Genomic DNA, 25,375 nt, shown 5'->3' with positions numbered 1-25,375 from the left:
TCATGCTTCAGGCAGCTATTGAATTCATAGTTAAGTCATTAGCGTGACTTGTTTGCCGGGAGGCATTAGCCTCTGTCTGGCTCTCCGCTTCCATTTGCCGTTGCAGTTCGGCAATTTCCTGGGCGATGCGCTCCAAATCGGCTTCTTGCCGGAAAGGCAAGTTAACCTTTTTCCCGTATTCTGTTTCAATCGTTCTGGCCTTCTCTAACTCCTGATGCAGGTAATAGGGTTCCCCTTCGGCGGCTTGTACCTGCGCCCGTAGTGAAACCGCTAAACCCTGAGCCGTTGTTACGCTACCCTGAATCAGGTTGCCCCAACGGTACTGAATGGCGGCTATTGTTTTACCCAGCTCATTGGTGTACCAATCGGCCGTCAGGGTTAACAGCAGGCCGTTTACTTTAATGACCTCCTGCGGTGCAAGGTGCCGTTTCAGAGCGCCTTTCATTTGCTCAAATAACGCTTTCAGCGGTTCGTGCCAATCCTCCTGGTACACCACTCCGTTAACCTCAATGGACTCAATCCGAAGTGATCGTTCCGCCGTGCGGGGAAATCGCAGTCGTAATACCTCAACTTCGGCTTCCAGATGGGGTAGGAGAGTGGTCTTCTGGGCAATAAACCGGCGGGCCCGCTCTACTTCCACCTGCGCCTGTAGAATAGTCCGCTGCCACCGGGACGCCGGAGCGTTTCTTTTTCTGCTGAATCAGCCGGTTGTATTCCAACTGCTTCTGTGTGTACAGCAATGCAGTTTGGGAGCCGCTGAGGGATGCCATCATCTGGTCAAATGACATACTCGAAAAATCGTCGTCGGTAGAAATATCGCTGATGGAATCTTCAAGTCCGTTCCCTTTCAACACCTGGTTAATGAACTTCTGCTTTATCGCCAATCGACCATAGGCTGTGGCATCTAATGTTTTCTCCACGCCATAGGTCAAAATTTCGACTGGCTTGCTCCAAACGGCATGTAGGTTACCCTGCCGGATAATGCGCCCGTTACGCTGTTCAAAATCGGTCGGCCGGTTTGGTGCATCTAAATGATGGAGTGCGGCTAACCGTTCCTGCACATTCACCCCTACACCCATCCGTTCGCTGGTACCCATCAGCACCCGAACCTGACCGACCCGAACCTGCACAAACAACGCTTCACGCTTGTGGGCTTCCTCAGGCACAATACCAATCTGATCAGCCGGGATTCCCTGTTGAACCAGTTTCCGTTTAATATCCTTAAATAGGTGGAACCGTCCGGTTTTCTGTACCGCCATGTCATACTCCGGTACGGTGTCCTCGTCAAACCATACACGTTCGTTTTCCGGACTTTGAAACAAATCGGCAAACACCAACTGAGTGCCTTGGTATGCCTCGGATTGCTGATAGATGCGGACAATTTCCTGCACCGCCCGATTCGTTTTGCTGCCGGCTTCATCCGGGTTAGCGACCGACAACAGACGCAAATCCAGCGTTGCCTTACGCGCCTGACCAAACATAACCAACGGAATGTGCATGTTCCTTTTCTTTTCGTCGCCCGACAGGTGCTCGTACCATTTCAGGGTAGCCCGAATGCGTTCTAACTCCGCCTGCACACCGTCTGTCTGCGGTAGCTGAATCCGGGTATACTCCCCGTTCAGCAACTTAGGCAACGTTTGTTCCTGCTGAAACTCAATCACATCTTCATTCAGGATAACATCGACATGTGAGCGGTAAATCTCCGACAACTGTTTAACATTGACGAATCGGGCAAAACGCTCCACCGCCTTGAAATTACCGGCCGTGGTTAGCTCAAATGATTGAATGATAGACCCGAACGTACCGGCAAACTGGTCAAAGGTAGTTAAATAGGCTTCTTCCAGCCGTTGCGGGGCAATGTAGCGCAGCATCGTCCATGCCTCGGCCATCGTGTTCGAGATGGGTGTACCCGTTGCCAGGACTACCCGGCCACCTTTCGCCTGCACGGTCCGGCATTTAAACATGGCGGAAAGGGCCTGCTCAGAACCGGCCGTGTCAATACCTTTCACATTTCGGCGGTGCGTATTAAATCCAAGTCGCTTATAGGCGTGGGCCTCGTCAAGAAACAGCGCATCAATACCCAATTGGTCAAAGGTCAGCATGTTGTCTTTTCGCCGGTCGGCCTGGCGCTTCCTACGTGCTTCTATACGCATCCGGATTTCATTCATCCGCTTAACCGTCAGCTTCTTTCTGCGGTCGTCACCGCGACGCTCGGCCGACTGATAGGCTGCTTCTACCCGGTCCAACTCCTCCGTCAGAAAGGCATCTTCGCTGGTGGGGTCGTCGGGTATCAGTTTCAGAAACGATTGAGGAATCACAATACCGTCAAAATCATTGGTAGCAATCCGTTGAAGAAACCGCTTCCGTCGGGATGCCGAACCACCCGCTGCTTCCATATCGGCCGCAGTCGGCACATACACATTCGCCCAGGGGTATTGCAAACGCCATTGGGCCGCAAAGTCCTCCACCGTTGAATTTTGAACGGCAATCAGGGGCTTATGTGCCTCAATGTCCAGTACTGAGAATATCGCCAATGTGGGCAAGCTAAAAAGGCCATTTGGAGGCTATCAGACCAGATTCGGCTCTCATTGCATAGGATAGCGTTTGGAGCCATGCAACAAAGCCCTGTTTACCTTTAAATAAATGCTTGTCCAAAAAAATCCGATTTTAGTTGTTTTAATAAATATTCTTACTAACTTTTCATCATATTATCCTCCAGAAAGGACGAGCCAACTAGTATTAGTGTATCTCTCATTCAAACAGATTAGGCAAAAAGGTCAGACTTCTATCCGAATTAAATATTCGCTATCGAAACCTTAGGTTCGTTTTGCATAAGCACCAATAATTTTTTCTTATATTCTTTAAAATTCCATATCTTAAATATAACTTAAGAACAAATTTTTATTAAAATTAAAATATCAATTATATTAATTAATACTTCCAAACAAAAGTTAGTAATTGATTTTTGAATAATATTATACATGTGTTCCCAAATTTTAAAACAAAATTTTCTTTTGTATTATGCAAGATGTAAGATCAATATCGCCTTCAATAATTACTCCTCCCTTATTGGATATGATATTAAAAGAACGAAAGTTGAGGAAGCGTAAAATTGAGAAAGCTAAAAGAAAAAAGAAAAAACTTATTTTGGAGGATCCAAAGTGGTATGAGATAATTATTACTGTCCGAACAAATTCCGACCATAAAGATGATGAACGGCACGAAAGAGTTGTTCACCTAATTAATCAAATATTAAAAAGAACAGAAAATAAGAACCGATTTAATGAAAATGAAGTAGTACCACATCTAACAAAACGCCACTTATTCGCACGTTTGCAAGCTGACACAATCATAAAATTAGTTTTAGCTGACAATGCAGAAAAAGAGTATAACAAAGTCGTTAAAGAAATTTGGCCAGACTTTACAATTAATCCTCTACTAAATAAATCAGTTAAAACTATTAACGCAGACCTGAACGAAAAAGGGGCTAAAGATCTTGGAGTAGGTATAACTTGGGCTGTTCTTGACTCTGGCATTCACTCCGCTATACTTAAGCAAACGGATAGAAACGCTTCACAAGGACACAGGCATTTTATTACGCATGCAAATATGCATAGCAATGATTTATACCATAGAGATTTTACTGTCAATGGTTCATTGACAGTAAGGCAAAATAGCGAACTTCCTTTTGTAGACGATGCAGGCCACGGGACACATGTAGCTGGTATCATAGCTGGAGCAAGTGGACCAAGAGTTGGTGGAGTTATAGATAACCCGCCAATTAAAGCATATGAAAATAAGATTGAGCTTGAGCCATTTAATGACAATGTAGATGAAGAGCAAAATGGCGATGTAAAACTAATACCAGTTCAAGTTAATGGATTATTTGGGGTAGCGCCACAATGTAAGCTTGTAAGCCTTAAAATTCTCAAAGGAAATAATACTGGTAAAACACGTTCTTTATTAGCAGCTATAACTCATGTCCGAAATATCAATTTACAGTACCCAAATGATAAGATTCATGGAATTAATATTAGTGTAGGTTATCCATTTAAAGCAAAATGGTTCTCGTGTGGACAAAGTCCTGTATGTGTAGAGCTAAATGAACTGGTGAAGGAAACAAATGTGATTGTGGTAGTAGCTGCCGGTAATTCAGGCTATGGTCGAATTGCCAAAGAAGACGATGGAATATTTATGAATGGAGTACCCATTACAATAAATGACCCTGGAAATGCACAAGAAGTAATTACAGTTGGTTCTTCGCATAGGGAAGATCCTGTTAGCTATGGTGTCTCCTTTTTTTCATCTAAAGGGCCAACTAGTGATGGTCGCATTAAACCCGATTTAGTAGCTCCTGGTGAAAATATTATTTCTTGCGCTGTTGGAAAGGTGTGCCAAGATGCCGAAGCAAAGCTGAAGATGGACTTCTTAGGTGTCGACTACATTTCTCTAAGTGGCACAAGCATGGCTGCACCGCATGTATCCGGTGCAATTGCTGCATTTCTAAGTAAAAGAAGAAATTATATTAATAAACCGGCTAAAGAAATTAAAATGCTTTTTATGGATACGGCAACAAGCTTACCTGACCGAGATAGATGTTTTCAGGGAGCTGGTTTAGTTAACTTAGAAGCAGCTCTTAACAAAACAAAATCTTAAAACAATGAAATTATTTGGATTTCCTTTCTGTGAAATTGAATTTACGGGTAAAGGTGAATATAGCCAAGAGTCAGTAGATTCTCTAATAGATTTAGTTAAAGAAGAATCAATCACTGATCTGCTTGTTATCTCTCATGGTTGGAAAAATAATCGAGATGATGCTAATTACATTTATGTAAATCTACTTGAACAGTTATCCGTTCAACTTGAAAATTACAATTATGAGTTTAATGAACGGAGATTTGGCGCATTACTGGTTTTTTGGCCTTCCAGATGGTTAGGCGGTGAAGACTATAGAATAGCTCTCAATACTCAATTGGAAGAAATCGAGTATTTCTTAACTACAGAAAACGAAAAAAATCTTCTTCTAGAAGCAAAGGAAGAAGCTAAGTTTATTGGTATTAGTGATCACAACCCAAGACGTTTTTTACAATTAATAAAAAAAATTCAGGCTCCCGATAAGAATCCTTTACAACTAGAGCCAGAAGACAAAGTCTACGAGCATTTAGACCCGTCTGAAGAAGTGGAGTTATTGGCTCGACTAGTGGATGATGAATCTATTGACAGCCCTTCTGATGGTCATGCTGCTGGCTTTGGCCAATTTACATATTGGTTAGTAGATGCAGCACAAAATTTTGTCAACAATGTGACTTACTCAAGAATGCGTGAACGTGCAGGAGTTATTGGTTGGAACGGACTCCATAAAGTACTCTCCAAATTAAAAGAGAACGTTGATGGTGTAAAGCTTCATCTTGTCGGGCATAGTTTTGGCGCTCGCCTTGTAACTGCAGCAGTAAGTAGTAATGAATCAGGTAAAAGATTAGAAGTAGATACTTTAACTCTACTTCAAGCCGCGTTTTCTCAGTATGCTTTTGCATCTAAAAAATCTGTTCCTTTATTAGAAACTGATGGTATGTTCAGAAACGTTATCTCTGATAATCTGGTTAAAGGACCTATATTAATTACATATTCTAAGAATGATATTTCAATTCGAAAATATTATGAATTAGCTTCCAAGCTAGTTCCACGTCATGTTGGAACTCACATAAGGAGAGGTAATGAACTTAACTTATATGGAGGCTTAGGAAACAATGGAGCACAAGAAATTGGAGCTATAACTGGTGTTGTACTTAACGATAATGCTAATTATACTTTCAGCAAAGGTCTAGTTTATAACTTAGATGCTGACCAGTATATTCTCGGGCACTCAGATATTCTTAAACCTGGTATAGCAAAAGTAATTCTAAGTGCAATAAAAACATGTTGAGGTTCGACTGGCCATTGATAATTTTAACATTTAAAGGATTTTTCTATGGCTCTTAATTGATCAGCAAATCTACAATCAATGCTGCGTATTATTAGAGCTTTCAAGCTGTGAACTTTCAAGATAGGCAGACGCCAAAAACTGCCTTTCAGGAGCCATTCAATAAAGCCGGACTGCACCGGTAATCAAGTCTTTTTCAACGGCTACCACAGAGGAAACTTGCCGGATGCTATCTGGCATTATCCCGATAAAGTGACCGGTACCGGCTGCGGATTTCAGAATTCGGCCCCCGCTGAAACCAAACCTGGATACTGCCTGCCAGATAGCCTCAACCAGAAGCCGACTGGTATAGTGTGCGTTGAGGGTAGAGGCCTCAGCTAAGGCAATTTCTTTGGACGTTAACAGGTTTTCCAATTCCAGACGGGCTGAGCCGTACTGCCGTATCCAGCGTTCCGTAACGGCATCGGCGGTCTTACCTTCCTGCATCAGCCGAAAGGGCTCTTGCTCCCACACCTTGGCTAGGCCACCCCACCCAACATATTGAAGCAATTGTTCCTGCTCCTGCGGTGTTAAATCCGGTTTGGGAAACTGTAAGGACTTTAATAGTCGAATAGCATTCACATTGGTTTTCAGGCGGGCGGCTTCGCCCACTGGAAACATAACGGCATCGGAGCCAATGCGGAAATAGCTGGGAGGGATGGGTTCAATGTCCGCTAACAGCAAGCATTCAGTTACTGCTTGTCTAATACGTTGCTGGGTATGGCTTTGCTCAAAGAAGGGGTTGGCGTAATCGCCGAAAAGGGGTAGCTGGTTACTGACAGACACAGCGGTAACGGATGATCTCCGGGAATGGCGAATCATGATCTTTGCCCTGTCACACCTGGCCGGCCTTGACTGATTTTCTATATAAATATACCCATTAACAGCTTATCTGCCAAGCTATTAACACTTATTCCAATAAAGAAAAACAGCCCATTTCCCCTAAAGCCAACTACTAAAAACAGCCATTGGCGTGCCGTCATAGTCATTGCCTGGTAGGTAAAGCGAATATGCTGGACGGAGTGGCCAGGATAGTCGTCACAGAAAAGCTTAATTGGAAATTCTCTATTTTTTAACTTTTCCTTTGTGCTTCTTATAGGTTCGGTAGCAGTACTCGAAGATCTCCTCGGGGTCCATATTGAGAAAATCGGCCATGAGAATGATACGCTCCAGGGATAAATTTGACAAGCCTTTCTTTCGGCTTTTAAGCCAATAGTCGGCTTTAATACCTATGCTCTCAGCCAGTTTCCCTTGTTTAATTCCTTTGTCAGCCAGTAGTTGCAGGAGGTCGTAATCTTCTTTTTTGCTCATAGTTTCTTTTCATATCATTAAGCTGCAAATGTATTTGGAAATACATAGAAAATGCTGCTGAACATACGTATTACCATTATTTTACCCGAGAGAGTATTTGAAAATGTATTTACACGACTGGCTGCATGGCAATTTATTCGAATACAATACATGGATCATCTAACGTTTGAGCCATGGTTACCAGCATTGGATCGTTCCCAATTTCATTGTAGGTTCATCCAACCCTTATAGTCCAGAGACGTATTTTTCGCTAGTGCCTGTGCTATGGGTTCGGTGATTCCCGCCTTGTCGCTGAGCAGATTTCTCACATCTTTGACCGGTACGGCTACTTGACGGGCAAATTCAGCAAGGGTCAGATCAGCGATGAACAGTTCCCACCGTAAAGCATCGCTGAGGGTACGAGCCCCGATTAGCGGAGGCTCCCGTTCATCGTTAACACGCCGATAGGCTTGTTCGACCAGCCTTTTATAGGCAGATTTTTTCAGGAACTTCTGAAAACTCCTTGCATGCAGCGTGATAATGGTCAGGTACTCCGCCAGACTTTCCAGCAACCCTGATTCAAGATCTTCTCGTATTGACTCGGTTAAAAAGTGCTGATAACGAGATTCATGCAACGTGTAGTAATCAAATAGCAGGTAATAGGCTTCCCAATATGCTTGCGTTCCGGCTTTTTCACTGGTCATCTCCCTCGGTTAATTTTTTCAGAAAAGTTGTTTCATACTCGTTGTACTGAGCTATAGTAGAACTCCGCGCAAAGCAGTAACAGCTCATCAACCTTAGTAGTAAAATAATTTAAGTTGCGAGATAAGAGGTATTGGGTAAGTTCGCGTCAATAGTAAAGGCCAGTACAAACAGAAACAGTTTGAGCAGAAACCCGGCGGCTGTGACCGCATGCAGCTTCCTGGGAAACAGATTCTCAATCTGGCTGATGACACGCTCAATCGGTTTACGATACACCTTCTTGAGGTAAGCCTGCCAGGGTTCATCAAGCCGTTTGGAGTTCTTCTTGCGCTGAATTTTGAGGTAGATTTGCTCACATTCAGCATAGAGATCCTCCTGTTCATAGTCGGTATAGCCACTGTCTCCGTATAACAGACTCCCCGCAGGCAGATCCACTTGCATGGCTTGGAGCGCGGTGGTGTCATGGTAACTACCTGCTGTTACATAGTAATCCACTGGCAGGCCATCCACGGTCGTGATAAGTTGTACTTTGAAGCCGTAGAAATATTCTTTCTTGGCTTCATTGTAACCGTGATAAGCTTTACCTGTCAGCAGTTTACAGACGCGGATGCGGCAGTTGCGGCAGATAGCTACCGGAAAGGAATCGATGATGTAGCGAGCCGACGTATTCAACTCTTTTAGACTTAGGCCTAAACTGCGAAACACTAGTAACAGCGTAGGTTGCAGGCGATGTAAGCGTCGATTAAAGCCTGACTTATCCAAGCACTTCATCTGATGGTGTTGGTGCATATAGGTACAGGCAGACGCATGGTTACCATAGAACTTCAGGGCTGCCAGTAGAGCCGTAGTAGCGATCTGAGCATCATTAACTTTACAGTGCGGATCGGTTTTACGGTTCATAGCTTGGAAGAGATCATCGAAAAAGCAGTAGATTGCAATTGTCTTGTCAGCCATCTTGCCAGTAGGTTTAGAGCGTGAGATACTCCAAAGTTACCCGAGTGGCTGGCAAGGCTCTTCATCTCGCAACTTGAATTAGTAAAATAACTGGAAAAGCCAGTTCTAAAAATCAGGCTTGGTACAAACACCGTTTGGCAAAGGACAAAAGCAAAGAATCTGAGGACGCAGGATAATTTCTCAATACGTTTAAGACTATGAGCAGAAAGGCACTTATTGCAACAGTAGAGCTATATTATTTTCATATAAGCGGGTATATAGCTATTAAAAGTTTACAGTTTAGGAATTTATTTATACTTATTAATCTATCAATATGCTATATTTGTAGTTCGGTTTTCAGCAATCGATATGAAACTCAACGTTCTTGCTTTCTCTCAACCGGACATTCTGTACCAGAAGGGCCTGCTTAAGCTCACCGTGGCTACGCAAGCCTATGAGCAGGCAGTAGACCTGTTGCAACAAACCACCTACGGCACCAAAGGGATTCGCTACCGCCAAACTGGCCAGCAGGAAAAAATACACCAACTGAATAACCCGTACTTTTTCTATCTATACGAAGGTGATGTATTGATAGGGTTTTACTGCCTAGATCAGCGTATAGTTGGTTTCCCAGCCGGATCAGTATCCGCTTTCTATGGCCGCTATCTGGCTGTTCGGGACAATTATCAAGGTAAGGGCTATGGTCAGCTTCTCAAATCTAAAGCGGTCGATTATATCCGCCGGCAGGTCCAACCGCCTTACCTGTTCTACTCGTTCATCGAAGCGAAAAATACCCGCTCCGTTGCAGTATCCACGCATGAACAGTTCGAATCAGTTGCTCAGCTAAAAACGTACATGTTCCGGCGGTACTCACCCACCAAAGATCCTCGTTTTCAGGAAGCCTCCACCATCGACCCGACACGTACTGTGCCCCTGGTTCAACGGCAATTTGCGGGCTATGGCTTTCAGAACTTCATTAATATCAATTACAAAAATCAATACTTTACCCTGGAAGAAGACGGTCAGATTGTAGCCGGCGTGCAGGCGAATCCCATTCTTTGGAAACTGGTGCATATTCCCGGGCCCCTTGGCAAGCTGATCGGCAACGTAGCTCCATTTGTACCTGGTCTGCGCCGGTTCTTTAATCCCTCGCGTCAGGCTTTTGTGGTACTGGAGGGTGTCTACGTGGAAAAAGAGCGTCCGGAGTTATTACCGATACTCCTCGAAAGTGTACTGGCTCACTTTAAGCTGCATACGGCTATGTGGCAGATTGACCAGAACGATCCGCTCATGTCGTTACTATTACAGCCTAAAATGGGCCTCTTCAGCCAGTTTCAGCCGAACGTGACTACACACGTGATGGTCAAAGCAGTTGGCCTTCCTGAAGGTATTAAGCCAGGGCTGGAGCCCGTTTACATGTCCTGCTTTGATTATTCGTAGATCCGGTTTGGAATGATTTACTTGCCTGTTACAGCGTTATGAATTACGAAGAAATCCAGTTAAAAGAATTACTCGAACGTATCCGGCAGCAACTGACCCGCCCATTTTCGAACGTACAGCGCAAGCTGCTTTATTTTCTGAATTTATCATACCTGCTATTCACACCCATTTTCCTGATTAGCGAAAAGATTGCTACCGGTTCTTTCGTGCCGGCACCGATTTTGGGGTTCATTTACAGTTTTGTGTGGATTGCCAATCTGGTTTCGGCCGTATACGCCTATCTCAGCCTGAAGGAGTGCGACATTTTTTTCTTTAAGCGTTCTCTAAACTTTGCAAGACTCAAAAGCAACGAGAAAATTGAGCTAACCCTTCGCTGGACAAGTGTTTTGTCAGTCATGCTGATGAGTGTAGCCAACATGGCGGGCATTGGCAACCCATCCACCGACGCCATCATCACCGACTTTGGGCTGGCTCACTCGCTCATTGTGTTGTCTGCGATGGTCCTCGGCCGGAAAGCGATGGTAGCCTGGACCGGAGTCGTAATCGGTATATTAACCTACGTGACCTTTGGACAGTTGGGCTACTCCTATCAATACAATTACCTGACACCTGCCGAATCGGCCCGCTACGAAAAAGCACTGGAGCAGAATCAGGCTTGGGCGTTAAAACGGCAGGCCGTTTTAAAAGCCAGTCACCTGAACCCTCCGTTGGCATCTCGCTATTTCAACACCTGGTTTATTTTTCTGGGCGTGGCAGCCGCTACGGCTTATTTTTTTGCGGGCGCTGCCCTGGACGTATTCAAAATTATACCCCAGGTTACCGATGACATTAAAGATGCCATTGAAGCCACCAAACGGGCGGAGGAACAGCGGCTCCTGCAACAACAGGAATCATTGAGCACCGAGCTGAAGGCATTGAAAGCGCAGGTTAACCCGCATTTTCTCTACAACACCCTCAATTATTTTTATATCAAGTCGCAGGATGTTGATCCCGAGCTGGCCGAGTCCATTATCAAGTTGTCCGAAATCATGCGCTACAGCATGCGTGATGATTTTCAGACGGCCAATCTACAGGATGAGATTAATTACATGGAGCAGTATATCAGCCTCCACCAAATGCGTTACCCGATGTTTATTAAATTCTCGGTTAACGGTCCGGTCGCGCAGAAAGTCATTCTGCCGTTTCTGTTGATTGGCCTGGTTGAGAATGCGTTTAAGTACGGAAATATGACCAATCCGGACCACCCCTTTGTCATTAATCTGAATGTGTATGAAGACCGTATCGAGTATTTCACGTCGAACCTCAAGAACAAGAAAAAGCGGTTTGAAAGCAACAATATCGGCCTGGCCAACATGCGGCAAAGGCTAGATCTGGCCTACAATCGTTACCAGTTTGACATAAACCAAACCGACGACGTCTTTTCCTGTCACCTAATCATTTACAATTGATGGCGCTTTCCTGCATTATTCTGGATGATGAAAAAATCTGCATCACCCAACTCAGCAAATACATCGAAAAAGTACCGACCCTGACACTGGAAGCTTATTTCACCAATCCCAACGAAGCCCTGCTGTATCTGGAGAGTCATAAGGTAGATCTTATCTTTCTGGATATGGAAATGCCCAATTTTGCGATTGATGGCGTGGATTTCGTCCGGATCATGGGCGGCACCCAGCATTACATCTTTACCACAGCCTATCCGGAATATGCCCTGACCAGCTACGAGTATGATGCCATAGATTTCCTGCACAAGCCCTACTCGTTTGAGCGGTTCTCCAGAGCGGTGCAAAAAGCCCGACAGGTCATTGGGGTATTGCAAAAGGAGGCCACCACAGAGGTGCTGGATGCGTATATTTATGTAAAATCGGAAGGGAAGCTACAGCGTATTTACTTCGAGGATATTGTCTGGATTGTGAGCGAACGAAACTACATCTCCATCTACACAGAAGCCAATCGGATCAATGTCTTGTTGTCCATCAGTGATATTGAAGATCAGTTACCCAAGAAGCTTTTTGCCCGAGTCCATAAATCCTTTATTGTCGCCTACAACAAGATCGATCAGGTTGACAAAGAACATATTTCTGTGAAACGGCAGGAAAAGCCTAAACTCATTCCGCTGGGAGAGCTATACAAAAAGACCTTCCTGAAAGCTATTGAGCAGAAAACGCTCAGAAAAAGAATAGCTAACCAGTGAGGGGGAGAAACTTAGTCGGCCTGTAAAATATCACTCCAGCGGGTAGTATAGCATCGGGATAAATACTTTTGTTTCATGGGCCAGGTCGGGCTAAAACCCTGGCCAGCCAGACGCACCTTATCCCGGCCATAGCGCGTGTTAAGTTTATCGACGATGCGCGTCAGCTTTAATAGGTTCTCATCCGGATCTGCCTGAAAAAACGATTTCTGCAAATGGGTATCCGGCACCAGGCCGGTTAAGATTACCCCTACTTTCTGGTATAGGTAGCCAGGCTGGAAGATTGACGTCAGAGCCGCCTTTGCATAACCCACCAATTCCGGCGTACTGGCTGAGGGGTGGGGAAGCTGAACGGTGCGGCTATTGTAGTACTGTTTTGCCGGCTCACCGTTCGGGCTCCGGCGGTAGCGATTAGTGTGCAGAAATACCGTAATCACGCCGGCCGATGAGTGCTGCCGGCGCAACTTCTCAGCAGCTCGGGCGACATAGGTGGTCAGGGCCTCCGTCATGTCTTTTAAATCAGGGACCAGACGCCCGAAACTAGTGGCTGTACAAATCGCTTTTTTGGGGGCAGGCTCCAGTTCCAGCATTTTGCAGGGCGTACCACGAAGCTCATATACCAAACGTAAGCCATTCACGGTCATGTGCTGGCGGACCCAGTCGTTCGGACATTGGCGCAACTGCCAGGCGGTTTTGATGCCATTACGCTTCAGCAGGCTTGTATATCGATGTCCTATCCCCCATAGTTCCTTAACATCAAACTCCTGTAGCCTGGCATCGATGTCTACAGGATCGCTTAGCAACAAAACTCCGTTTTGCGCCGGCTGTCGTTTTACATACCAGTTTGCAATTTTGGCTAACGTCTTTGTATGCGAAATACCAATGGAAACAGGTATGCGTTGCCATTTCGCAATGGTGGCCCGAATCTTCTGGGCCAAATCGACCAGATCTGGATAGACGGACTCGTATCCTTTCAGATTCAAAAATGCTTCATCAATGCTGTAGACTTCTACCTCTTCCACAAAACGACCCAGCGTACTCATGATCCGCGCACTCATGTCCCCGTAAAGGGTATAGTTACTGCTGAACACGGCGATCTTGTGTTCACTAATGAGCCCCTCCACCTCAAAGAAGGGCTGCCCCATTTTAATACCCAATTCCTTAGCCTCCGGGGAGCGAGCTACCACGTTACCATCGTTATTGGACAACACAATCACAGGCCTACCCTCCAGCGCCGGGTTGAAGCTGCGCTCGCAGGAAACGTAGAAATTGTTGGCGTCCACTAACGCGATCATTTTACAGCGGTTTATGAATGACATAGGTGACTACACCCAGCACCCTGAAATCATCACCCGCTTTAACTGAAATAGGCTGATACTTGTTATTGGCCGGTAGCAGCACCACGCCTTCTTTGGCATAATGTATGCGCTTCACGGTATGGTCACCATTCAAACAGGCTACCACGATTTTCCCCTCCACCGGATCGCGGGAACTGTCTACCACCAACACATCGCCGGCCTCGATTCGATCGTCGAACATGCTGTCGCTGGTGACCCTGACGAAGTAGGTAGCCTCGGCGTTGGTGACACACAGATCGTTCAAATCGCAGACCCGTTCGACGTAATTTTCCGCTGGACTCGGAAATCCGGCTTGCACGTAAGATTGGAAAAAAGGAAGTAGCAGCTTCGAGGAGATGCTTGCTATAGTAATCTCCTCTGGTGAAATAATGTCATGCTCCGCAATCATGCCCGCTGGTTGTTTACTGTTGGGCGCTATATTAAGCGAATGTTAGCGGTAAAGCAATTATTCCTAATCCGGTCTGATGAAGCGGAAGACTGATGTATTTACTAAATCATCGAATAAACCGGTCTGCGCACTGAATATAACAAGTATGGAAATAGCTAATTTGTTAACAGGCATCCCGGCCCAACTGCCTGAGGAATTGATAGAGACCTTGCAAGTAGGCAGCGCCTTTCGACTGGAGCGGATTGTCTCCCGTGGCCACCAGTCACCGCCAGATTACTGGTATGATCAACCGGAACATGAGTGGGTGCTGGTAGTACAGGGAGAGGCCATTCTGGAAGTGGAGGGTCAAACCGACCCTACCCATTTATCCGCCGGCATGTACGTGAATATACCGGCGCATCTCAGGCACCGGGTTGCCTGGACTGATCCAGCGCAGGAAACGATCTGGCTGGCTCTCTTTTACGCAGATAGCCAAGGCTGATAAAGCAGGTTGGACTAGCGGAAATCATCAGCCTGGCAGGCTCGATTGTTTTAAGTTGTGACCAGGCAGAAAAATGCGGTTATCGCGCAAAAAAGCTGAAATCCAAATAAGTACCATAGGCAGGATTGCATTCAGCGGTGTGCCGTGCGAAAGCTCAGTAGCAATGGCACCGGCAAAGTAGCAGCACAGCAGAATGAATCCCAACTTCATGGTTTTAGGGTACAAATACAACAGTGTAAAGCCAATTTCCATAGCGGCCAGGAGCACTACATATTGCGCAACACCTGCTTTGCGGAAGGCTTCCATTGTGTCGGGCGATTGCATCAGTTTCATCATTCCACTGAGGAGGACCATACCGGCAGCCAGCACCGTAAACAGGATTGTCAGAACACGTTTAACGTTAGGATTCATGGGGGTAAATTGGTTTGTAAGGTGAAAGAATAATTCCGGCAACGAAATCAGTATTGGATTTTCAGGGCCTCCGGTAAGGTTGATACATGCTTCATGTTGCCCTGGCGAAATTCCTGATAGAGTCGTTTAATATCGTCCGGCGTATCACCAATGAAAGGGCCATGCGAAACAATGGGGTCATGCTGAGGCTGCCCCGCGTATAGCACCACACGACCGCCTGCTCCCCCGGCGGTTAGTTCCAGGTCGCTTAAGGCATCATCAGAAAACCGGTCCAGCCAACCTACCTGGTGCTGGTGCAGTATTTTTTGCTTTTCTCCTACGGCAACACTGCCTCCTATCACGTACAAGAATGTGGTAAACGAGGCCGGCAACTGCTGGGTGATATTAATACCCGGTTGAAGTTGAATGTCGGCAATGATGAGGGGTACGTAATTCTGGACGGGTGAGGTCAATCCGGCAAACGTTCCACTGTATAGTCGAATGGTGACGCCATTTTCAGTTAGGGTTGGCACATGCTCAACCGGCAAGTCCTGCACCCGTGGAGTAGCCCACCTGTCTTTTGCAGGCAGTGTGAGCCAGAGTTGCAACAGCCGCATTTTGGTCTTGGTATCAATCGTTTCGGTATGAATAATACCGCTCCCGGCAGTCATTAATTGAAAATCGCCCCCTTTCATGCGGTGTGGTGAACCTCCTATTTCACCTTCCAGCAGCAGTGATACTGTTTCGAACCCGGCATGAGGATGCGGACCACCAACGGGCTCATCATCCCTTTTATCGAGCCAATCGTCCATGAGCATAATGAACGGGTCACTGTCGGAATAGCTCACTTGAATGACGGGTCGGGCGGTATGGCCCGGCCCCAGAAAACCCGGCTGAGGGGCAGGCGTCTGTATGCTGACTAATTGGCGTGTAAGCGCCAAATCACTTGGCTTAGCTAATTGCGTTTCCATGATGTTGTTCAGTTAAGCTGGCGCATACAATTGTATGCGCTAACTGCTAAATAATTAATCAAAAGTACGTACCTTTACTATTCATTTGTAAGTACTATACTTTTAGATAGCACTATACTCCAGGATAGTACAGTATAGACCATGGAAAAACCATCAGACGCAAGCCATACTGAGTGTATGTCCATTCTGCGGCCCATCCGGGATGCGCTGGATGTGTTAAACGGCAAATGGAAACTGCCCATTATTGTTGCCTTAACCTTTGGAGAAAAGCGGTTTAGTGAAATCGCCCGGGAGGTGCATGGCATTACCGACCGGGTGTTATCCAAAGAATTGCAGGATTTGGTGATGAACGGCCTGGTAAAGCGGACGGTTGAAGATTCCTTCCCCATAAAAGTGACCTATGCCTTGACCCCACATAGTGAATCGCTGGGGGAGGTCATCGAAGCGCTCCGCAAATGGGGCGTCTCCCATCGGGAGTTCATTCTAAAGAGCCCAACTACCGAAACAGCCCAGCGGGCACATGCCGTGGCAAATGATCAGCTAAACTGATTAAGGATAATCCGAATTCATGAGGTCAGTATTTGTTTACCCGCTACTTTTATTCGCTGCCCTACAGGCACCCGCACAAACCAGGCGAGAGATTTTTTTTGCCGATGTGACCATCTATGTGGAGGGAGGCATGTATTACCTGACCGGGACAAAAGGCGGAAGCGCTGGGCCGCAGGGATTTGCCTTGTTAGAATCAAAGGACCTGAAAACATGGGCAGTACCAGCGAAGTCAAGCGATTCACTGGGTATGATCCTGACCAAAGGCGACCACACCTTCGGCACCATGGGCTTCTGGGCACCCCAGATTTTTAAAGAGCAGGGCACATACTATCTTACCTATACGGCCGATGAACAAACCGTGTTGGCGGAATCGACATCCTTGTTGGGTCCCTACCGGCAAAAAGAAGTGGGACCAATCGATGGGTCTGAGAAAAACATCGATTCCTTTATTTTCAAAGATACCGATGGTACTTATTACCTCTACAGCGTGCGGTTCAATCAAGGTAATTACCTGTATGTCGCGGAGTTTGACCTGAAAACCGGCAAGATTAAACCGCAAACCCTGAAAAGGTGCTTCGACCAGACAGAGCCCTGGGAGGCAACGCCTAATTACAAATCAGCCCCCATCATGGAGGGTCCTACCGTTATAAAATTGAAGAATAAATATTACCTGTTTTATTCGGCTAATCATTTCCAGAACATTGATTATGCGGTTGGCTATGCCGTGGCCGACTCGCCCTACGGGCCCTGGGTAAAATCTAAAAACAACCCGATCATTCATCGCTCGATAGTGGGCGAGAATGGATCAGGCCATGGTGATCTGTTTGAAGGAATAGACAAGCAATTATATTACGTCTACCACATTCACAACTCCCCTGACAAAGTAAGCCCCCGCCGGACGCGCATCGTGCCAGTCGTAAAGCGATGGGACGAGAAAGCCGGTGTTTATACGTTTAGGGTAAAAGAGCACGAGGTTATTGTACCGGTAATGGCCGAAAAATAAACCGCGATATAAGCGATGAAGCTAATAGCTAGTTGACCTAAGACGGGTTAATGACATTCTTTGCATATTTCTTTCATAAACACTTGGAATCTGCATTTGACATTTCCCAAAGATGTATTCCTAATCCGGCAACTGCTGAAAATACGTACTGCGGGTTTTCTTCTTTGTGTAAAACTGGGTAGTCTCCAGCGTTTCATGCCGTAGGTGCTGCTGCACATGCTCCAAACTAACACCCTCTTCCAGTAGCAACTGACCAGCGGAGTGGCGCAGGCTATGGGCCGACATCCCGCTGCGCTTGAGCCCCTGTTTGCGCAATTGCTTATCGACCACATACCGGATCTGGTAGGTCTTTAGGTCGGGAAACAGGTACTCACTTTGATGCTCCGGCTTTAGTGGCCACCGACCAATCTCTTCCAGGTATGCCTGCAGCAGATCCCGGCAGGCGGCAAAGAACTTGATGGCCTTGCGGATGTGTTTGCCTTTACCCAGCACCAGCAGTTGCCCACGGGTAAAATCCAGATCGCCCAGCCGCAGGCGGGTTACCTCTACCGTCCGCAGGCCCTCCAGGCCCAGTAAGGCCAGCATCGCTTTGTCGCGGGCTGACTCGGTACCGTCCAGCAGTTGCTGGCGCTCGGGACGCTCCAGGCTGTCCTTGTAAAAGGTGCGTTCTATAGCTAAACCTCTCACGTCGGCAATGTCGCGCAGGGCGTTGAGTTGTTCCGGCTCCAGCTTCAGTTCCTCACGCTTGCGGATGCACCAACTCGCCAATTGCTTGATGGCCGACAGGTAGAGGTTGACAGTAAAGGCGGAGTAATCGGTATCCTTCAGATGTTGCACAAAATCAGCAACGGTGATCCCGCTCAGGGAAGCCGCAACACCCACCTGCTGTTGTTCGGCTACGTAGGCAAAGAAGGCATTGAGCGCTTTCGTGTACGTTTCTTTGGAGTGCTCACCCCGGAGGTTTTTGGCTTCGCGGATAAAGCGCAGCACCAGATCGTTGGCTGCCGGCGGAATTTTAGTTTGTTTTGAATCAGCTACTACTTGGGGCTGGCCGATGGCCTGGTAAAAGAGCATAAACTTGCGCAAGGGAGAGACGCGGTTGGGAGGCAGTTCCGCCGTATAACGGTTGAAGCTAAAGGTGTCTATACCCAGCTTCTCCTTCAGGCAGTAGCGCACGTACGCTTTGGCATGTCGCGGGTAGTTGCTTGAGGTAGGCAGATCGGCCGCAAAGTAGCGGATGAGCTGACTAACGGTGTAACGGGTCTGAATTTTTCCCAGTTCTGTTGAGGAGGTGTCAGTGAGTTTGGCTGGCAAGGTCATAGCAGTAGCAACAGCGTTGTGCGGGTAAATAAAGGAAAATTTCAGAATTTCACCAATTCTTATAAATGGGATTTTACAAGACGGCGAAAAAATTTACATTATTTAGTTTTTGTGGGTGTGTCTTAACGGATGAAACAAATGAAATTTCTGATTATTTCTATCTATTAGATAGGTAATACCAACAACAATGAAGGTTTACCAAATAGCTCGACTTACTGATCGTAAAGGGTAGATAACTTAAAATGCTTCCTCTATCTCAGTACCTATAGACGTTGGATTATTTAAGTTTTCAGTTTCTACGTTTGGCTCAACATTAGCTTCTACATCATCAGCCACAGTTGTAGAAAAAAACTGCTTTTCAATTTCATCTTCAGGGAATAGCCTTTCAACCTCACTCATTTTAAGCATCTGACTAAAAAAATCTCCTGCTGGTCCGAAGTGTAGAATTATCTGATTTGAATTTTCTAACTTCAGCTTCTTTGGTATAATATATTGGTCAGCGATTTCACGCATATATACTTCCCGATCTTCGTCAGAAAGTGCCGCTAACTCTTCGGGTTTTTCGTTATCACTCTCTGGGTAACGGCAAATTAAAATTTTTTGATTTGGATTGTTTTGTAAAGACTGGTGAAGTATTCCATTAATATGCTCATCGCCAAACCCATACCCACAAACAATTATGAGATTTGCATTTAACGTAAAAGTCCTAAACTGATAAACGTAGTATAAATATGGATCATGTGCTTTGACCTTCTGCCGTGTCCCAAAAATAAGTTCTTCAACTGAAGCTCGATTTGATTTAGTCAATTCTTTCTTATCATTTCTTGCCCAATCTATAGATCCATGCATTTTATAAAGAAATAAATGCTTTAACTGTTCATTATAATCATCAAAGTTCTTAGTACTCCAAACACAACCTTGACGCTCATTTATTCCAAAGCCACGTTCTAAATATACATTTTTAATATCTTTATGTTCGTCAAACGCCATTTCAATACATTTATCATAGTTTAATGTAAATACCCGTAACCCTGCCCCTGGGTTTTCTGCTGCAAATTCCAACAAACTTCTGTAGTAGTCTAATTTCATAATATTAGGCATTATCCACTCTTTTAACTTATCTTCTATTCTGTCTCTAAAATTTTTTATATCTCTAAAACCATATAAATTTTTAAATAATTCTGTAAAATCTTTGAAGAAAGGAGATAGATTATGGGTTCCGTCAAGTAAAAGCACTAATTCATCTAGATTACTTACTAGATCTTCAATATTTAAATCGCGGTATTCTACAGATCCATCTGATAGTTCTACTTTACCGTACAACTTCTTCAAATGGTCATATATGGGTTTATAACTCTTCCAGTCTCCTGATTCAGTATTTAATAATTCATTTATTTCTTGAATCATTTTTGCCGTGTGTGGCACTCCTGCTTCCAGGCTAGCCCCAGCACCTAACAGCAGAATTATACTACCATTTGTACTTCTAAGTGCGCTCCGCATAACTATAAAAACCAAGGGTTTATAAATTCCTGTTGTAGAGTATCAATATTTAAGTACTCTTTAAAATCCTTAATATAGTTTGACACAAGCTTACAATACTGAATTGACACAGGTACGGCTTTAGCATTCATTCCTCTCCAGTTAGCGCCTGAAAGGTTTAGTAAGTCTTGCAAATATTGTTTTTTTCGTACGCTATCTAAAACAGCATTAGTATAATAGAAATCAACATAAATAGGCCCCGAATATCTCTTTGTTGGATTATCGCTTGATTGGTTTAGGCCATCAAGCCATAATAGATATTTAGAATCTGATAACTCCACATATTGGTTTTTTGTAGGAGTTAAATGGGCTTGGCTTTGGTCATATCCCCAAAAATTATTTTCCGTATTAATTCTCATTACAACGAACTCTATTGCATTCTCAAAACTTTCTATTACTTGCCGGATAGCATTTAGTTCTTTTCGTTTTAATTTAAACGATACGTGAAGAACTACTTTAGTATATTGATTTTGAGCTTCGTTAAGAACTGAAGCTAATCTTGTTTTCAATGTCGTAATATATTTAACTTGGTCCTTCTCAGCACTTAAAACTTCTAAGCTTTTATATATTCCTCCTGTATCAAGTAATACTGAATAAGCAATATATTTCTTATCCTTTGAATTCATTTGACGATGAATTGTTTGACTTACACCTATTACTAAGCAATTCTCATATGAAGGTTTTACCCTCCAAGGGTAACCGCCAAGTTTTGCAAATATAGCTAACGCCAAGTTCGGAATAGCGGAACTCAATGAGTTAGAATTCGTTATAGTGTTATAAACTGCAAATTGAACGGGTATATTTTTTTGTGCAAAGCCATACTTAATCCTCAAATATCGCTTTTTACTTTCTCCTTTTTCTTCTTTAAATGGGTTAAAAGCAAGAATAATTATATGTTGATTTGGATGCCGTTCTTTCAAACGAGTCGCTAAATCTTCTATGGCAATCGTATTTTTGTATTTACTAGCGTCTAATCCTCTAATATTATCTTGATTTATACTTAGTGAATATGTTTGCTGCAATCCTTTATAGAACCGGTTATCTGATGAGATTAGTGTACTATATAATTTAAATGCTTTGTCTTTCTCATCTTCATTTCTGTAAAAATAAAATACAACTGGCTTTTCCACCTCTTTATAAGGACCATACATATTTAAGCCTACAGATGGAGTACTTGCAGTCTTATTTCCTTTGAAAAGGTATTCCCTAGGCATCAATGGTTCAGAAGGGAGCTGAACAAAACTTTCAAAATCTATTAGTTGTTTGGAAAATAATAATTTGTAATACTTTTTAGCAAACTCCTTGAGTTTTTCAAATTTATCCAAACATAATTCCTTATTTGGCCTATTTTCATTATCTAAACTAAGACTTAGTTGTTGAATTCTCCGGTTAAATACTTGATTTGGATTACGATCAAATTTATAATCTATTAGAAAACCATACTCTTTATTTTTATATAGATAATAAGGTGACAACCATAAAACCTCACTTCCTTCAGGATGTATTTTTAATACAAATTTTATTTTATTATCGCCATATTCTAGATTTATTTTAAAATCATCGCTTGTCAATATCAATTGACATTTATTTACTAGTAAATAAAACAAATATCTTTTGGTAAGATTTACATCTATTAATGAACTATATTCTTTAGGCTCATAGCCCTCTTGTTTCTCAAAACTTAACCAATAATATTGTTTTATTTCTAAAGTATTTTCATCTATTGGTAGTTGTAATGAAAATACAGTTTTATCTTCATTACGTTCTTCCATATTGAACTTTACTCTTCTAAAAAGAGGAATGGTAAATTCCTGTTGTTTTAACGGTGCAAAATTTATAGTAATTGAACTCATGCAAATAATTTTAATTTTGACCTACCTCATTACATGATTTTTGCTCTTCTCAGCAAATACTAAATTGCTACTACTTTTTTCTGATTTTTATTGTGTAAAGCATTATTCCCCACTCTCAGGCTCATCCAGCAGTTTAACCAACGTTTCTGAATCTGGCAATACGTCGCGGTAAGCGCCGGGTAGTTCGGTTGAGAGACGGTAGGTGGCTACGCCCATGGGGGTTGTCACGCCCTTGAAGGCATACTCTACTTTGACGTTGCTCTTCGTCTTGCAGAGGATAATTCCGATAGATGGGTTTTCATCGGGCATTCGCTCGTTGTCGTTTAGCGCATTCAGATAGAAGTTCATCTTGCCGGCGTATTCGGGTTTAAACTCCCCTTTTTTCAGGTCAATGGCTACCAGGCATTTCAGGATGCGATTGTAAAAGAGTAAGTCGACATAATATTCGTCGCCATCGACCAATTGCCGGTATTGACTGCCGATGAAGGTAAACCCTTTACCTAGTCCCAGAAGAAATCGCTGAATGTTCTGTACGATATGCCGCTCCAGTACGCGCTCGTCGTCGGGATCGATGTTGATGAAATCCAGCAGGTATTCGTCGCGGAAGGTCAGTACGGCGGTGTTTTTGAGCGTTTCGGGCAGATACGTACTAAAGGTATTCGGCATCTGGCCACGGGCGCGGTAAAACTGCCCGCTGATGGCAAACTCCAGCGTGTCCACGGTCCATTGATTTCGTACCGTCTCCTCCATATAGAACCGCCGTTCGGTCCAGTCTTTACAGCGGCTCAGCAGCAGGATGTGGTGGGTAAAACCAATCCCTAAAAAGACATTCTGGATGAAGGCGGCATCGACGTCGGTAAATTGTGCAGTTGCCAACTGCACAATTTGAGGATCATCCGTCGCGGTGGGGTTCACAGGCTCCAAACTGGCCAGCAATGGTGCGTACTCGATGGCTAACTGCCGCATATTAAACAGGTTGCGCCGGGAAAAGCCGCGCAAACCCGGTAACGCCTGGCGCAGGTCGGCCGATACGCGATCGGCAATGCCGGCACCCCACTCGGCTGCTTCGATCTTTTGCGCCAGCAGATGGCCGACCAGAAGGTACAGCCGTAACTGCTCCTGATTGACGGCTTTGGCGGCCCGGTACCGGTGCGTTAATATGTTCCGCTGAATCTCAGCCAGCAACTGAGTATAACCGGCTGAATCGTCCTTTAGTTTGTTGTCCTGCATGCAAAAGCACCGTCTGTGTGGGCAAATTAGGCATCCGGACGGTAAAACCAAAGTCCGAAAAGATATTTAAAACCGGGCAAATTATCCGGCTTCTGTTATTTTTGACGGTCTGTACCTGCCGCCATTACCCACTGCCACGATGCCGAGTTTACACTGGATTGGAAAAGAGAAAGTTATCAATCACCACCACGAGGTACCCTTCCGGGTCCTCGACCATCAATATACGTTTACCGCAGCGGACAGCCCCCCGGCCGGCACCCCAGCCGGTGACCAGCCGGACCAATCGGCTGCGGACAATCTGATTATCCACGGCGATAACCTCGAAGCGCTGAAGGCGCTATTACCCCAATACGAAGGCCGCGTCAAGTGCATCTACATCGACCCGCCGTATAATACGGGTAACGAAGGGTGGGTTTATAATGACAATGTCAACGATCCGAAGATAAAGCGCTGGTTAGGGCAGGTTGTTGGCAAAGAAAGTGAAGACCTCAGCCGCCATGATAAGTGGCTGTGTATGATGTATCCCCGGCTGGTGTTGTTGCATCGATTATTACACCAAAATGGAAGTATTTGGATTTCTATAGACGATAATGAACATGCGAATCTAAGGTTAATCTTAGATGATATTTTCGGTGGCAATAATTTTGTAGCAGATATTTTATGGCAAAAAAAGTATACTGTTGCTAACGACCACAAGACTATTGCACCAATGCATGATTACATCCTAGTTTATCAAAAATCGATAAGCTGGCAACGAAATTTGTTTCCGAGAACTGAGGATAAAGACTCACAATATAAATTTCAAGATGAGCGAGGAATTTTTCGCGCCAGCGATTATACATGTAATAAAACGGCGGAGGAAAGACCAAATTTATTCTACCCAATCATCCATCCTATAAATGGAGACGAAGTTTGGCCAAAGCGAACAAGAGTCTGGGCCTATTCACAGGATGAACACAAAAGGCATTTGGAGGAAGACCTGATATATTGGGGAAAAGATGGGAAAGGTAAAGTACCTTCTTACAAGCGTTATAAAGATCAACTCAGAAATGCAGATGGTGTTGTCCCACATACCTGGTGGGATTTTCAGTTTGCAGGTCACACTGATAGTGCAAAAAAAGAGATAAGATCAATATTCTTTGACGCGACTTCATATTCAAACTTTGAAACCCCAAAACCAACAAGTTTAATCGAACGAGTATTACAGGTCGGTACGCATAAAGATTCTATTGTTCTTGATTCTTTCGCAGGAAGTGGAACAACTGCACATGCCGTCCTAAATCTGAATAAAGAAGACGGCGGAAACCGCAAATTCATCTTAATTGAGATGGAGAATTACGCGGAGACAATTACTGCCGAACGGGTCCGGCGCGTCATGAATGGCTATGGAGATACAGCAGGTACCGGCGGCAGCTTTGCATATTATAAGCTCGGTGAACGGCTCTTCGACGAGGAGGGAAATCTGAACCCCTGCGTCAGTACCGACAAAATCCGGCAATACCTCTGGTTTACCGAAACCAAAGGCACCACCCTGGAAGCTTCCTCCGATGAACCGTACCGTTTGGGCGTATACGAAAATACGGCCTATTACTTCTGCTACCAGCCCGATGCGGTTACCACGCTCAATTACGACCTGCTGGGCACCATCCGTACCCGCGCCGAGCAGTACATCATCTACGCCGATGCCTGCGTGCTGCCCGACGATTACCTCCAGCAGAAGAACATTATTTTCAAGAAAATTCCCCGCGACATCACTCGCCTGTAACCACACCCCAATC

23 protein-coding genes are annotated in these 25,375 nt (G+C 44.7%); 9 read left to right on the top strand and 14 right to left on the bottom strand.

The genetic code is table 11. The features are described 5' to 3' along the window. Nucleotides 1-7: 7 nt before the first annotated feature. Together ABD931_RS26285 and ABD931_RS26280 are read right to left on the bottom strand one after the other, a co-directional pair. On the bottom strand, nt 8-640 hold the full coding sequence (locus ABD931_RS26285; protein WP_345271013.1) for a hypothetical protein: 633 nt from the start codon (nt 638-640) through the stop codon (nt 8-10). Continuing rightward, on the bottom strand, nt 567-2,534 hold the full coding sequence (locus ABD931_RS26280) for a helicase-like domain-containing protein (protein WP_345271012.1): 1,968 nt from the start codon (nt 2,532-2,534) through the stop codon (nt 567-569). Before ABD931_RS26280 ends, ABD931_RS26285 begins: the two co-directional genes overlap by 74 nt. Before the next feature lie 487 nt (nt 2,535-3,021). Here ABD931_RS26280 and ABD931_RS26275 point away from each other — a divergent pair, with 487 nt between their 5' ends. Together ABD931_RS26275 and ABD931_RS26270 are read left to right on the top strand one after the other, a co-directional pair. Then, the gene (locus ABD931_RS26275; RefSeq protein ID WP_345271011.1) at nt 3,022-4,656 is read left to right on the top strand and encodes a S8 family peptidase; all 1,635 of its coding nucleotides are present in this window, start codon (nt 3,022-3,024) and stop codon (nt 4,654-4,656) included. 4 nt (nt 4,657-4,660) lie between these two features. After that, nucleotides 4,661-5,923: a hypothetical protein gene (locus ABD931_RS26270; protein ID WP_345271010.1), complete on the top strand. Its 1,263-nt coding sequence runs from the start codon at nt 4,661-4,663 to the stop codon at nt 5,921-5,923. 156 nt (nt 5,924-6,079) lie between these two features. On the opposite strand, the gene ABD931_RS26265 is transcribed toward ABD931_RS26270, so the two are convergent. The 4 genes from ABD931_RS26265 to ABD931_RS26250 form a co-directional block, all read right to left on the bottom strand. Next, nucleotides 6,080-6,745, bottom strand: coding sequence for a class I SAM-dependent methyltransferase (locus tag ABD931_RS26265; RefSeq protein WP_345271009.1), 666 nt, complete (start codon nt 6,743-6,745; stop codon nt 6,080-6,082). Nucleotides 6,746-7,024: 279 nt separating this feature from the next. Then, on the bottom strand, nt 7,025-7,270 hold the full coding sequence (locus tag ABD931_RS26260) for a helix-turn-helix domain-containing protein (protein ID WP_345271008.1): 246 nt from the start codon (nt 7,268-7,270) through the stop codon (nt 7,025-7,027). A gap of 203 nt (nt 7,271-7,473) precedes the next feature. Further along, a complete protein-coding gene (locus tag ABD931_RS26255) occupies nt 7,474-7,953 on the bottom strand; it encodes a hypothetical protein (protein WP_345271007.1) in 480 nt (159 codons plus the stop codon). 109 nt (nt 7,954-8,062) lie between these two features. Further along, nucleotides 8,063-8,905: an IS982 family transposase gene (locus ABD931_RS26250; protein WP_345271006.1), complete on the bottom strand. Its 843-nt coding sequence runs from the start codon at nt 8,903-8,905 to the stop codon at nt 8,063-8,065. Between the two features lie 348 nt (nt 8,906-9,253). On the opposite strand from ABD931_RS26250, the gene ABD931_RS26245 reads away from it, so the two are divergent. Genes ABD931_RS26245 through ABD931_RS26235 form a run of 3 tightly spaced genes read left to right on the top strand, consistent with a single transcriptional unit; the run spans nt 9,254 to nt 12,518 of the window. Next, nucleotides 9,254-10,324: a GNAT family N-acetyltransferase gene (locus ABD931_RS26245; RefSeq protein ID WP_345271005.1), complete on the top strand. Its 1,071-nt coding sequence runs from the start codon at nt 9,254-9,256 to the stop codon at nt 10,322-10,324. A gap of 38 nt (nt 10,325-10,362) precedes the next feature. Then, nucleotides 10,363-11,772, top strand: a complete 1,410-nt coding sequence (locus ABD931_RS26240) for a sensor histidine kinase (RefSeq protein ID WP_345271004.1) — start codon at nt 10,363-10,365, stop codon at nt 11,770-11,772. Beyond that, nucleotides 11,772-12,518 (top strand): LytR/AlgR family response regulator transcription factor, encoded by a 747-nt coding sequence (locus tag ABD931_RS26235; protein ID WP_345271003.1) that lies wholly within the window; start codon nt 11,772-11,774, stop codon nt 12,516-12,518. The genes ABD931_RS26240 and ABD931_RS26235 overlap by 1 nt, the downstream gene beginning before the upstream one ends. Before the next feature lie 11 nt (nt 12,519-12,529). Here the strand turns inward: ABD931_RS26235 and ABD931_RS26230 are convergent, their stop codons facing one another. Continuing rightward, a complete protein-coding gene (locus tag ABD931_RS26230) occupies nt 12,530-13,810 on the bottom strand; it encodes a Y-family DNA polymerase (RefSeq protein WP_345271002.1) in 1,281 nt (426 codons plus the stop codon). 1 nt (nt 13,811) lies between these two features. Continuing rightward, nucleotides 13,812-14,261 carry a LexA family protein gene (locus ABD931_RS26225; RefSeq protein WP_345271001.1) on the bottom strand — a complete coding sequence of 150 codons (450 nt, stop codon included), beginning with the start codon at nt 14,259-14,261 and terminating at the stop codon, nt 13,812-13,814. A 145-nt stretch (nt 14,262-14,406) separates the two neighbouring features. On the opposite strand from ABD931_RS26225, the gene ABD931_RS26220 reads away from it, so the two are divergent. Continuing rightward, nucleotides 14,407-14,742 carry a cupin domain-containing protein gene (locus ABD931_RS26220; protein ID WP_345271000.1) on the top strand — a complete coding sequence of 112 codons (336 nt, stop codon included), beginning with the start codon at nt 14,407-14,409 and terminating at the stop codon, nt 14,740-14,742. A gap of 27 nt (nt 14,743-14,769) precedes the next feature. Here ABD931_RS26220 and ABD931_RS26215 read toward each other — a convergent pair whose 3' ends face one another. Then, nucleotides 14,770-15,153 carry a DoxX family protein gene (locus ABD931_RS26215; RefSeq protein WP_345270999.1) on the bottom strand — a complete coding sequence of 128 codons (384 nt, stop codon included), beginning with the start codon at nt 15,151-15,153 and terminating at the stop codon, nt 14,770-14,772. Nucleotides 15,154-15,200: 47 nt separating this feature from the next. Further along, complete coding sequence (locus ABD931_RS26210; RefSeq protein ID WP_345270998.1) at nt 15,201-16,103, bottom strand: pirin family protein; 903 nt, start codon at nt 16,101-16,103, stop codon at nt 15,201-15,203. Between the two features lie 141 nt (nt 16,104-16,244). On the opposite strand from ABD931_RS26210, the gene ABD931_RS26205 reads away from it, so the two are divergent. Next, on the top strand, nt 16,245-16,652 hold the full coding sequence (locus ABD931_RS26205; RefSeq protein WP_345270997.1) for a winged helix-turn-helix transcriptional regulator: 408 nt from the start codon (nt 16,245-16,247) through the stop codon (nt 16,650-16,652). A gap of 19 nt (nt 16,653-16,671) precedes the next feature. Beyond that, on the top strand, nt 16,672-17,655 hold the full coding sequence (locus tag ABD931_RS26200; protein WP_345270996.1) for a glycoside hydrolase family 43 protein: 984 nt from the start codon (nt 16,672-16,674) through the stop codon (nt 17,653-17,655). A 120-nt stretch (nt 17,656-17,775) separates the two neighbouring features. Here ABD931_RS26200 and ABD931_RS26195 read toward each other — a convergent pair whose 3' ends face one another. From ABD931_RS26195 to ABD931_RS26180, 4 genes are all read right to left on the bottom strand, one after another. Beyond that, nucleotides 17,776-18,975 carry a tyrosine-type recombinase/integrase gene (locus ABD931_RS26195; protein ID WP_345270995.1) on the bottom strand — a complete coding sequence of 400 codons (1,200 nt, stop codon included), beginning with the start codon at nt 18,973-18,975 and terminating at the stop codon, nt 17,776-17,778. A gap of 237 nt (nt 18,976-19,212) precedes the next feature. Further along, nucleotides 19,213-20,475, bottom strand: a complete 1,263-nt coding sequence (locus tag ABD931_RS26190) for an SIR2 family protein (protein ID WP_345270994.1) — start codon at nt 20,473-20,475, stop codon at nt 19,213-19,215. Nucleotides 20,476-20,477: 2 nt separating this feature from the next. Next, nucleotides 20,478-22,367 (bottom strand): Piwi domain-containing protein, encoded by a 1,890-nt coding sequence (locus tag ABD931_RS26185; RefSeq protein ID WP_345270993.1) that lies wholly within the window; start codon nt 22,365-22,367, stop codon nt 20,478-20,480. A gap of 102 nt (nt 22,368-22,469) precedes the next feature. Then, the gene (locus ABD931_RS26180) at nt 22,470-23,597 is read right to left on the bottom strand and encodes a PDDEXK nuclease domain-containing protein (protein WP_345270992.1); all 1,128 of its coding nucleotides are present in this window, start codon (nt 23,595-23,597) and stop codon (nt 22,470-22,472) included. Nucleotides 23,598-23,736: 139 nt separating this feature from the next. Between ABD931_RS26180 and ABD931_RS26175 the strand changes: the two genes are divergently transcribed. Further along, nucleotides 23,737-25,362, top strand: a complete 1,626-nt coding sequence (locus ABD931_RS26175) for a site-specific DNA-methyltransferase (RefSeq protein ID WP_345270991.1) — start codon at nt 23,737-23,739, stop codon at nt 25,360-25,362. Nucleotides 25,363-25,375: the final 13 nt, after the last annotated feature.

The sequence above is a fragment of the Nibrella viscosa genome (assembly GCF_039541875.1).
Taxonomy (GTDB): Bacteria; Bacteroidota; Bacteroidia; order Cytophagales; family Spirosomataceae; genus Nibrella; species Nibrella viscosa.
Note: the sequence above shows the minus strand (reverse complement) of the source record. Positions and strands in the feature narration are given on the sequence as shown.

Bases quoted from the DNA above. Each gene is read 5' to 3' on its own strand.
- ABD931_RS26275 (WP_345271011.1), top strand. From the start codon at position 3,022: ATGCAAGATGTAAGATCAATATCGCCTTCAATAATTACTCCTCCCTTA.
- ABD931_RS26270 (WP_345271010.1), top strand. From the start codon at position 4,661: ATGAAATTATTTGGATTTCCTTTCTGTGAAATTGAATTTACGGGTAAA.
- ABD931_RS26260 (WP_345271008.1), bottom strand. From the start codon at position 7,270: ATGAGCAAAAAAGAAGATTACGACCTCCTGCAACTACTGGCTGACAAA.
- ABD931_RS26255 (WP_345271007.1), bottom strand. From the start codon at position 7,953: ATGACCAGTGAAAAAGCCGGAACGCAAGCATATTGGGAAGCCTATTAC.
- ABD931_RS26250 (WP_345271006.1), bottom strand. From the start codon at position 8,905: ATGGCTGACAAGACAATTGCAATCTACTGCTTTTTCGATGATCTCTTC.
- ABD931_RS26245 (WP_345271005.1), top strand. From the start codon at position 9,254: ATGAAACTCAACGTTCTTGCTTTCTCTCAACCGGACATTCTGTACCAG.
- ABD931_RS26240 (WP_345271004.1), top strand. From the start codon at position 10,363: ATGAATTACGAAGAAATCCAGTTAAAAGAATTACTCGAACGTATCCGG.
- ABD931_RS26235 (WP_345271003.1), top strand. From the start codon at position 11,772: ATGGCGCTTTCCTGCATTATTCTGGATGATGAAAAAATCTGCATCACC.
- ABD931_RS26230 (WP_345271002.1), bottom strand. From the start codon at position 13,810: ATGATCGCGTTAGTGGACGCCAACAATTTCTACGTTTCCTGCGAGCGC.
- ABD931_RS26225 (WP_345271001.1), bottom strand. From the start codon at position 14,261: ATGATTGCGGAGCATGACATTATTTCACCAGAGGAGATTACTATAGCA.
- ABD931_RS26220 (WP_345271000.1), top strand. From the start codon at position 14,407: ATGGAAATAGCTAATTTGTTAACAGGCATCCCGGCCCAACTGCCTGAG.
- ABD931_RS26215 (WP_345270999.1), bottom strand. From the start codon at position 15,153: ATGAATCCTAACGTTAAACGTGTTCTGACAATCCTGTTTACGGTGCTG.
- ABD931_RS26210 (WP_345270998.1), bottom strand. From the start codon at position 16,103: ATGGAAACGCAATTAGCTAAGCCAAGTGATTTGGCGCTTACACGCCAA.
- ABD931_RS26205 (WP_345270997.1), top strand. From the start codon at position 16,245: ATGGAAAAACCATCAGACGCAAGCCATACTGAGTGTATGTCCATTCTG.
- ABD931_RS26200 (WP_345270996.1), top strand. From the start codon at position 16,672: ATGAGGTCAGTATTTGTTTACCCGCTACTTTTATTCGCTGCCCTACAG.
- ABD931_RS26195 (WP_345270995.1), bottom strand. From the start codon at position 18,975: ATGACCTTGCCAGCCAAACTCACTGACACCTCCTCAACAGAACTGGGA.
- ABD931_RS26190 (WP_345270994.1), bottom strand. From the start codon at position 20,475: ATGCGGAGCGCACTTAGAAGTACAAATGGTAGTATAATTCTGCTGTTA.
- ABD931_RS26185 (WP_345270993.1), bottom strand. From the start codon at position 22,367: ATGAGTTCAATTACTATAAATTTTGCACCGTTAAAACAACAGGAATTT.
- ABD931_RS26180 (WP_345270992.1), bottom strand. From the start codon at position 23,597: ATGCAGGACAACAAACTAAAGGACGATTCAGCCGGTTATACTCAGTTG.
- ABD931_RS26175 (WP_345270991.1), top strand. From the start codon at position 23,737: ATGCCGAGTTTACACTGGATTGGAAAAGAGAAAGTTATCAATCACCAC.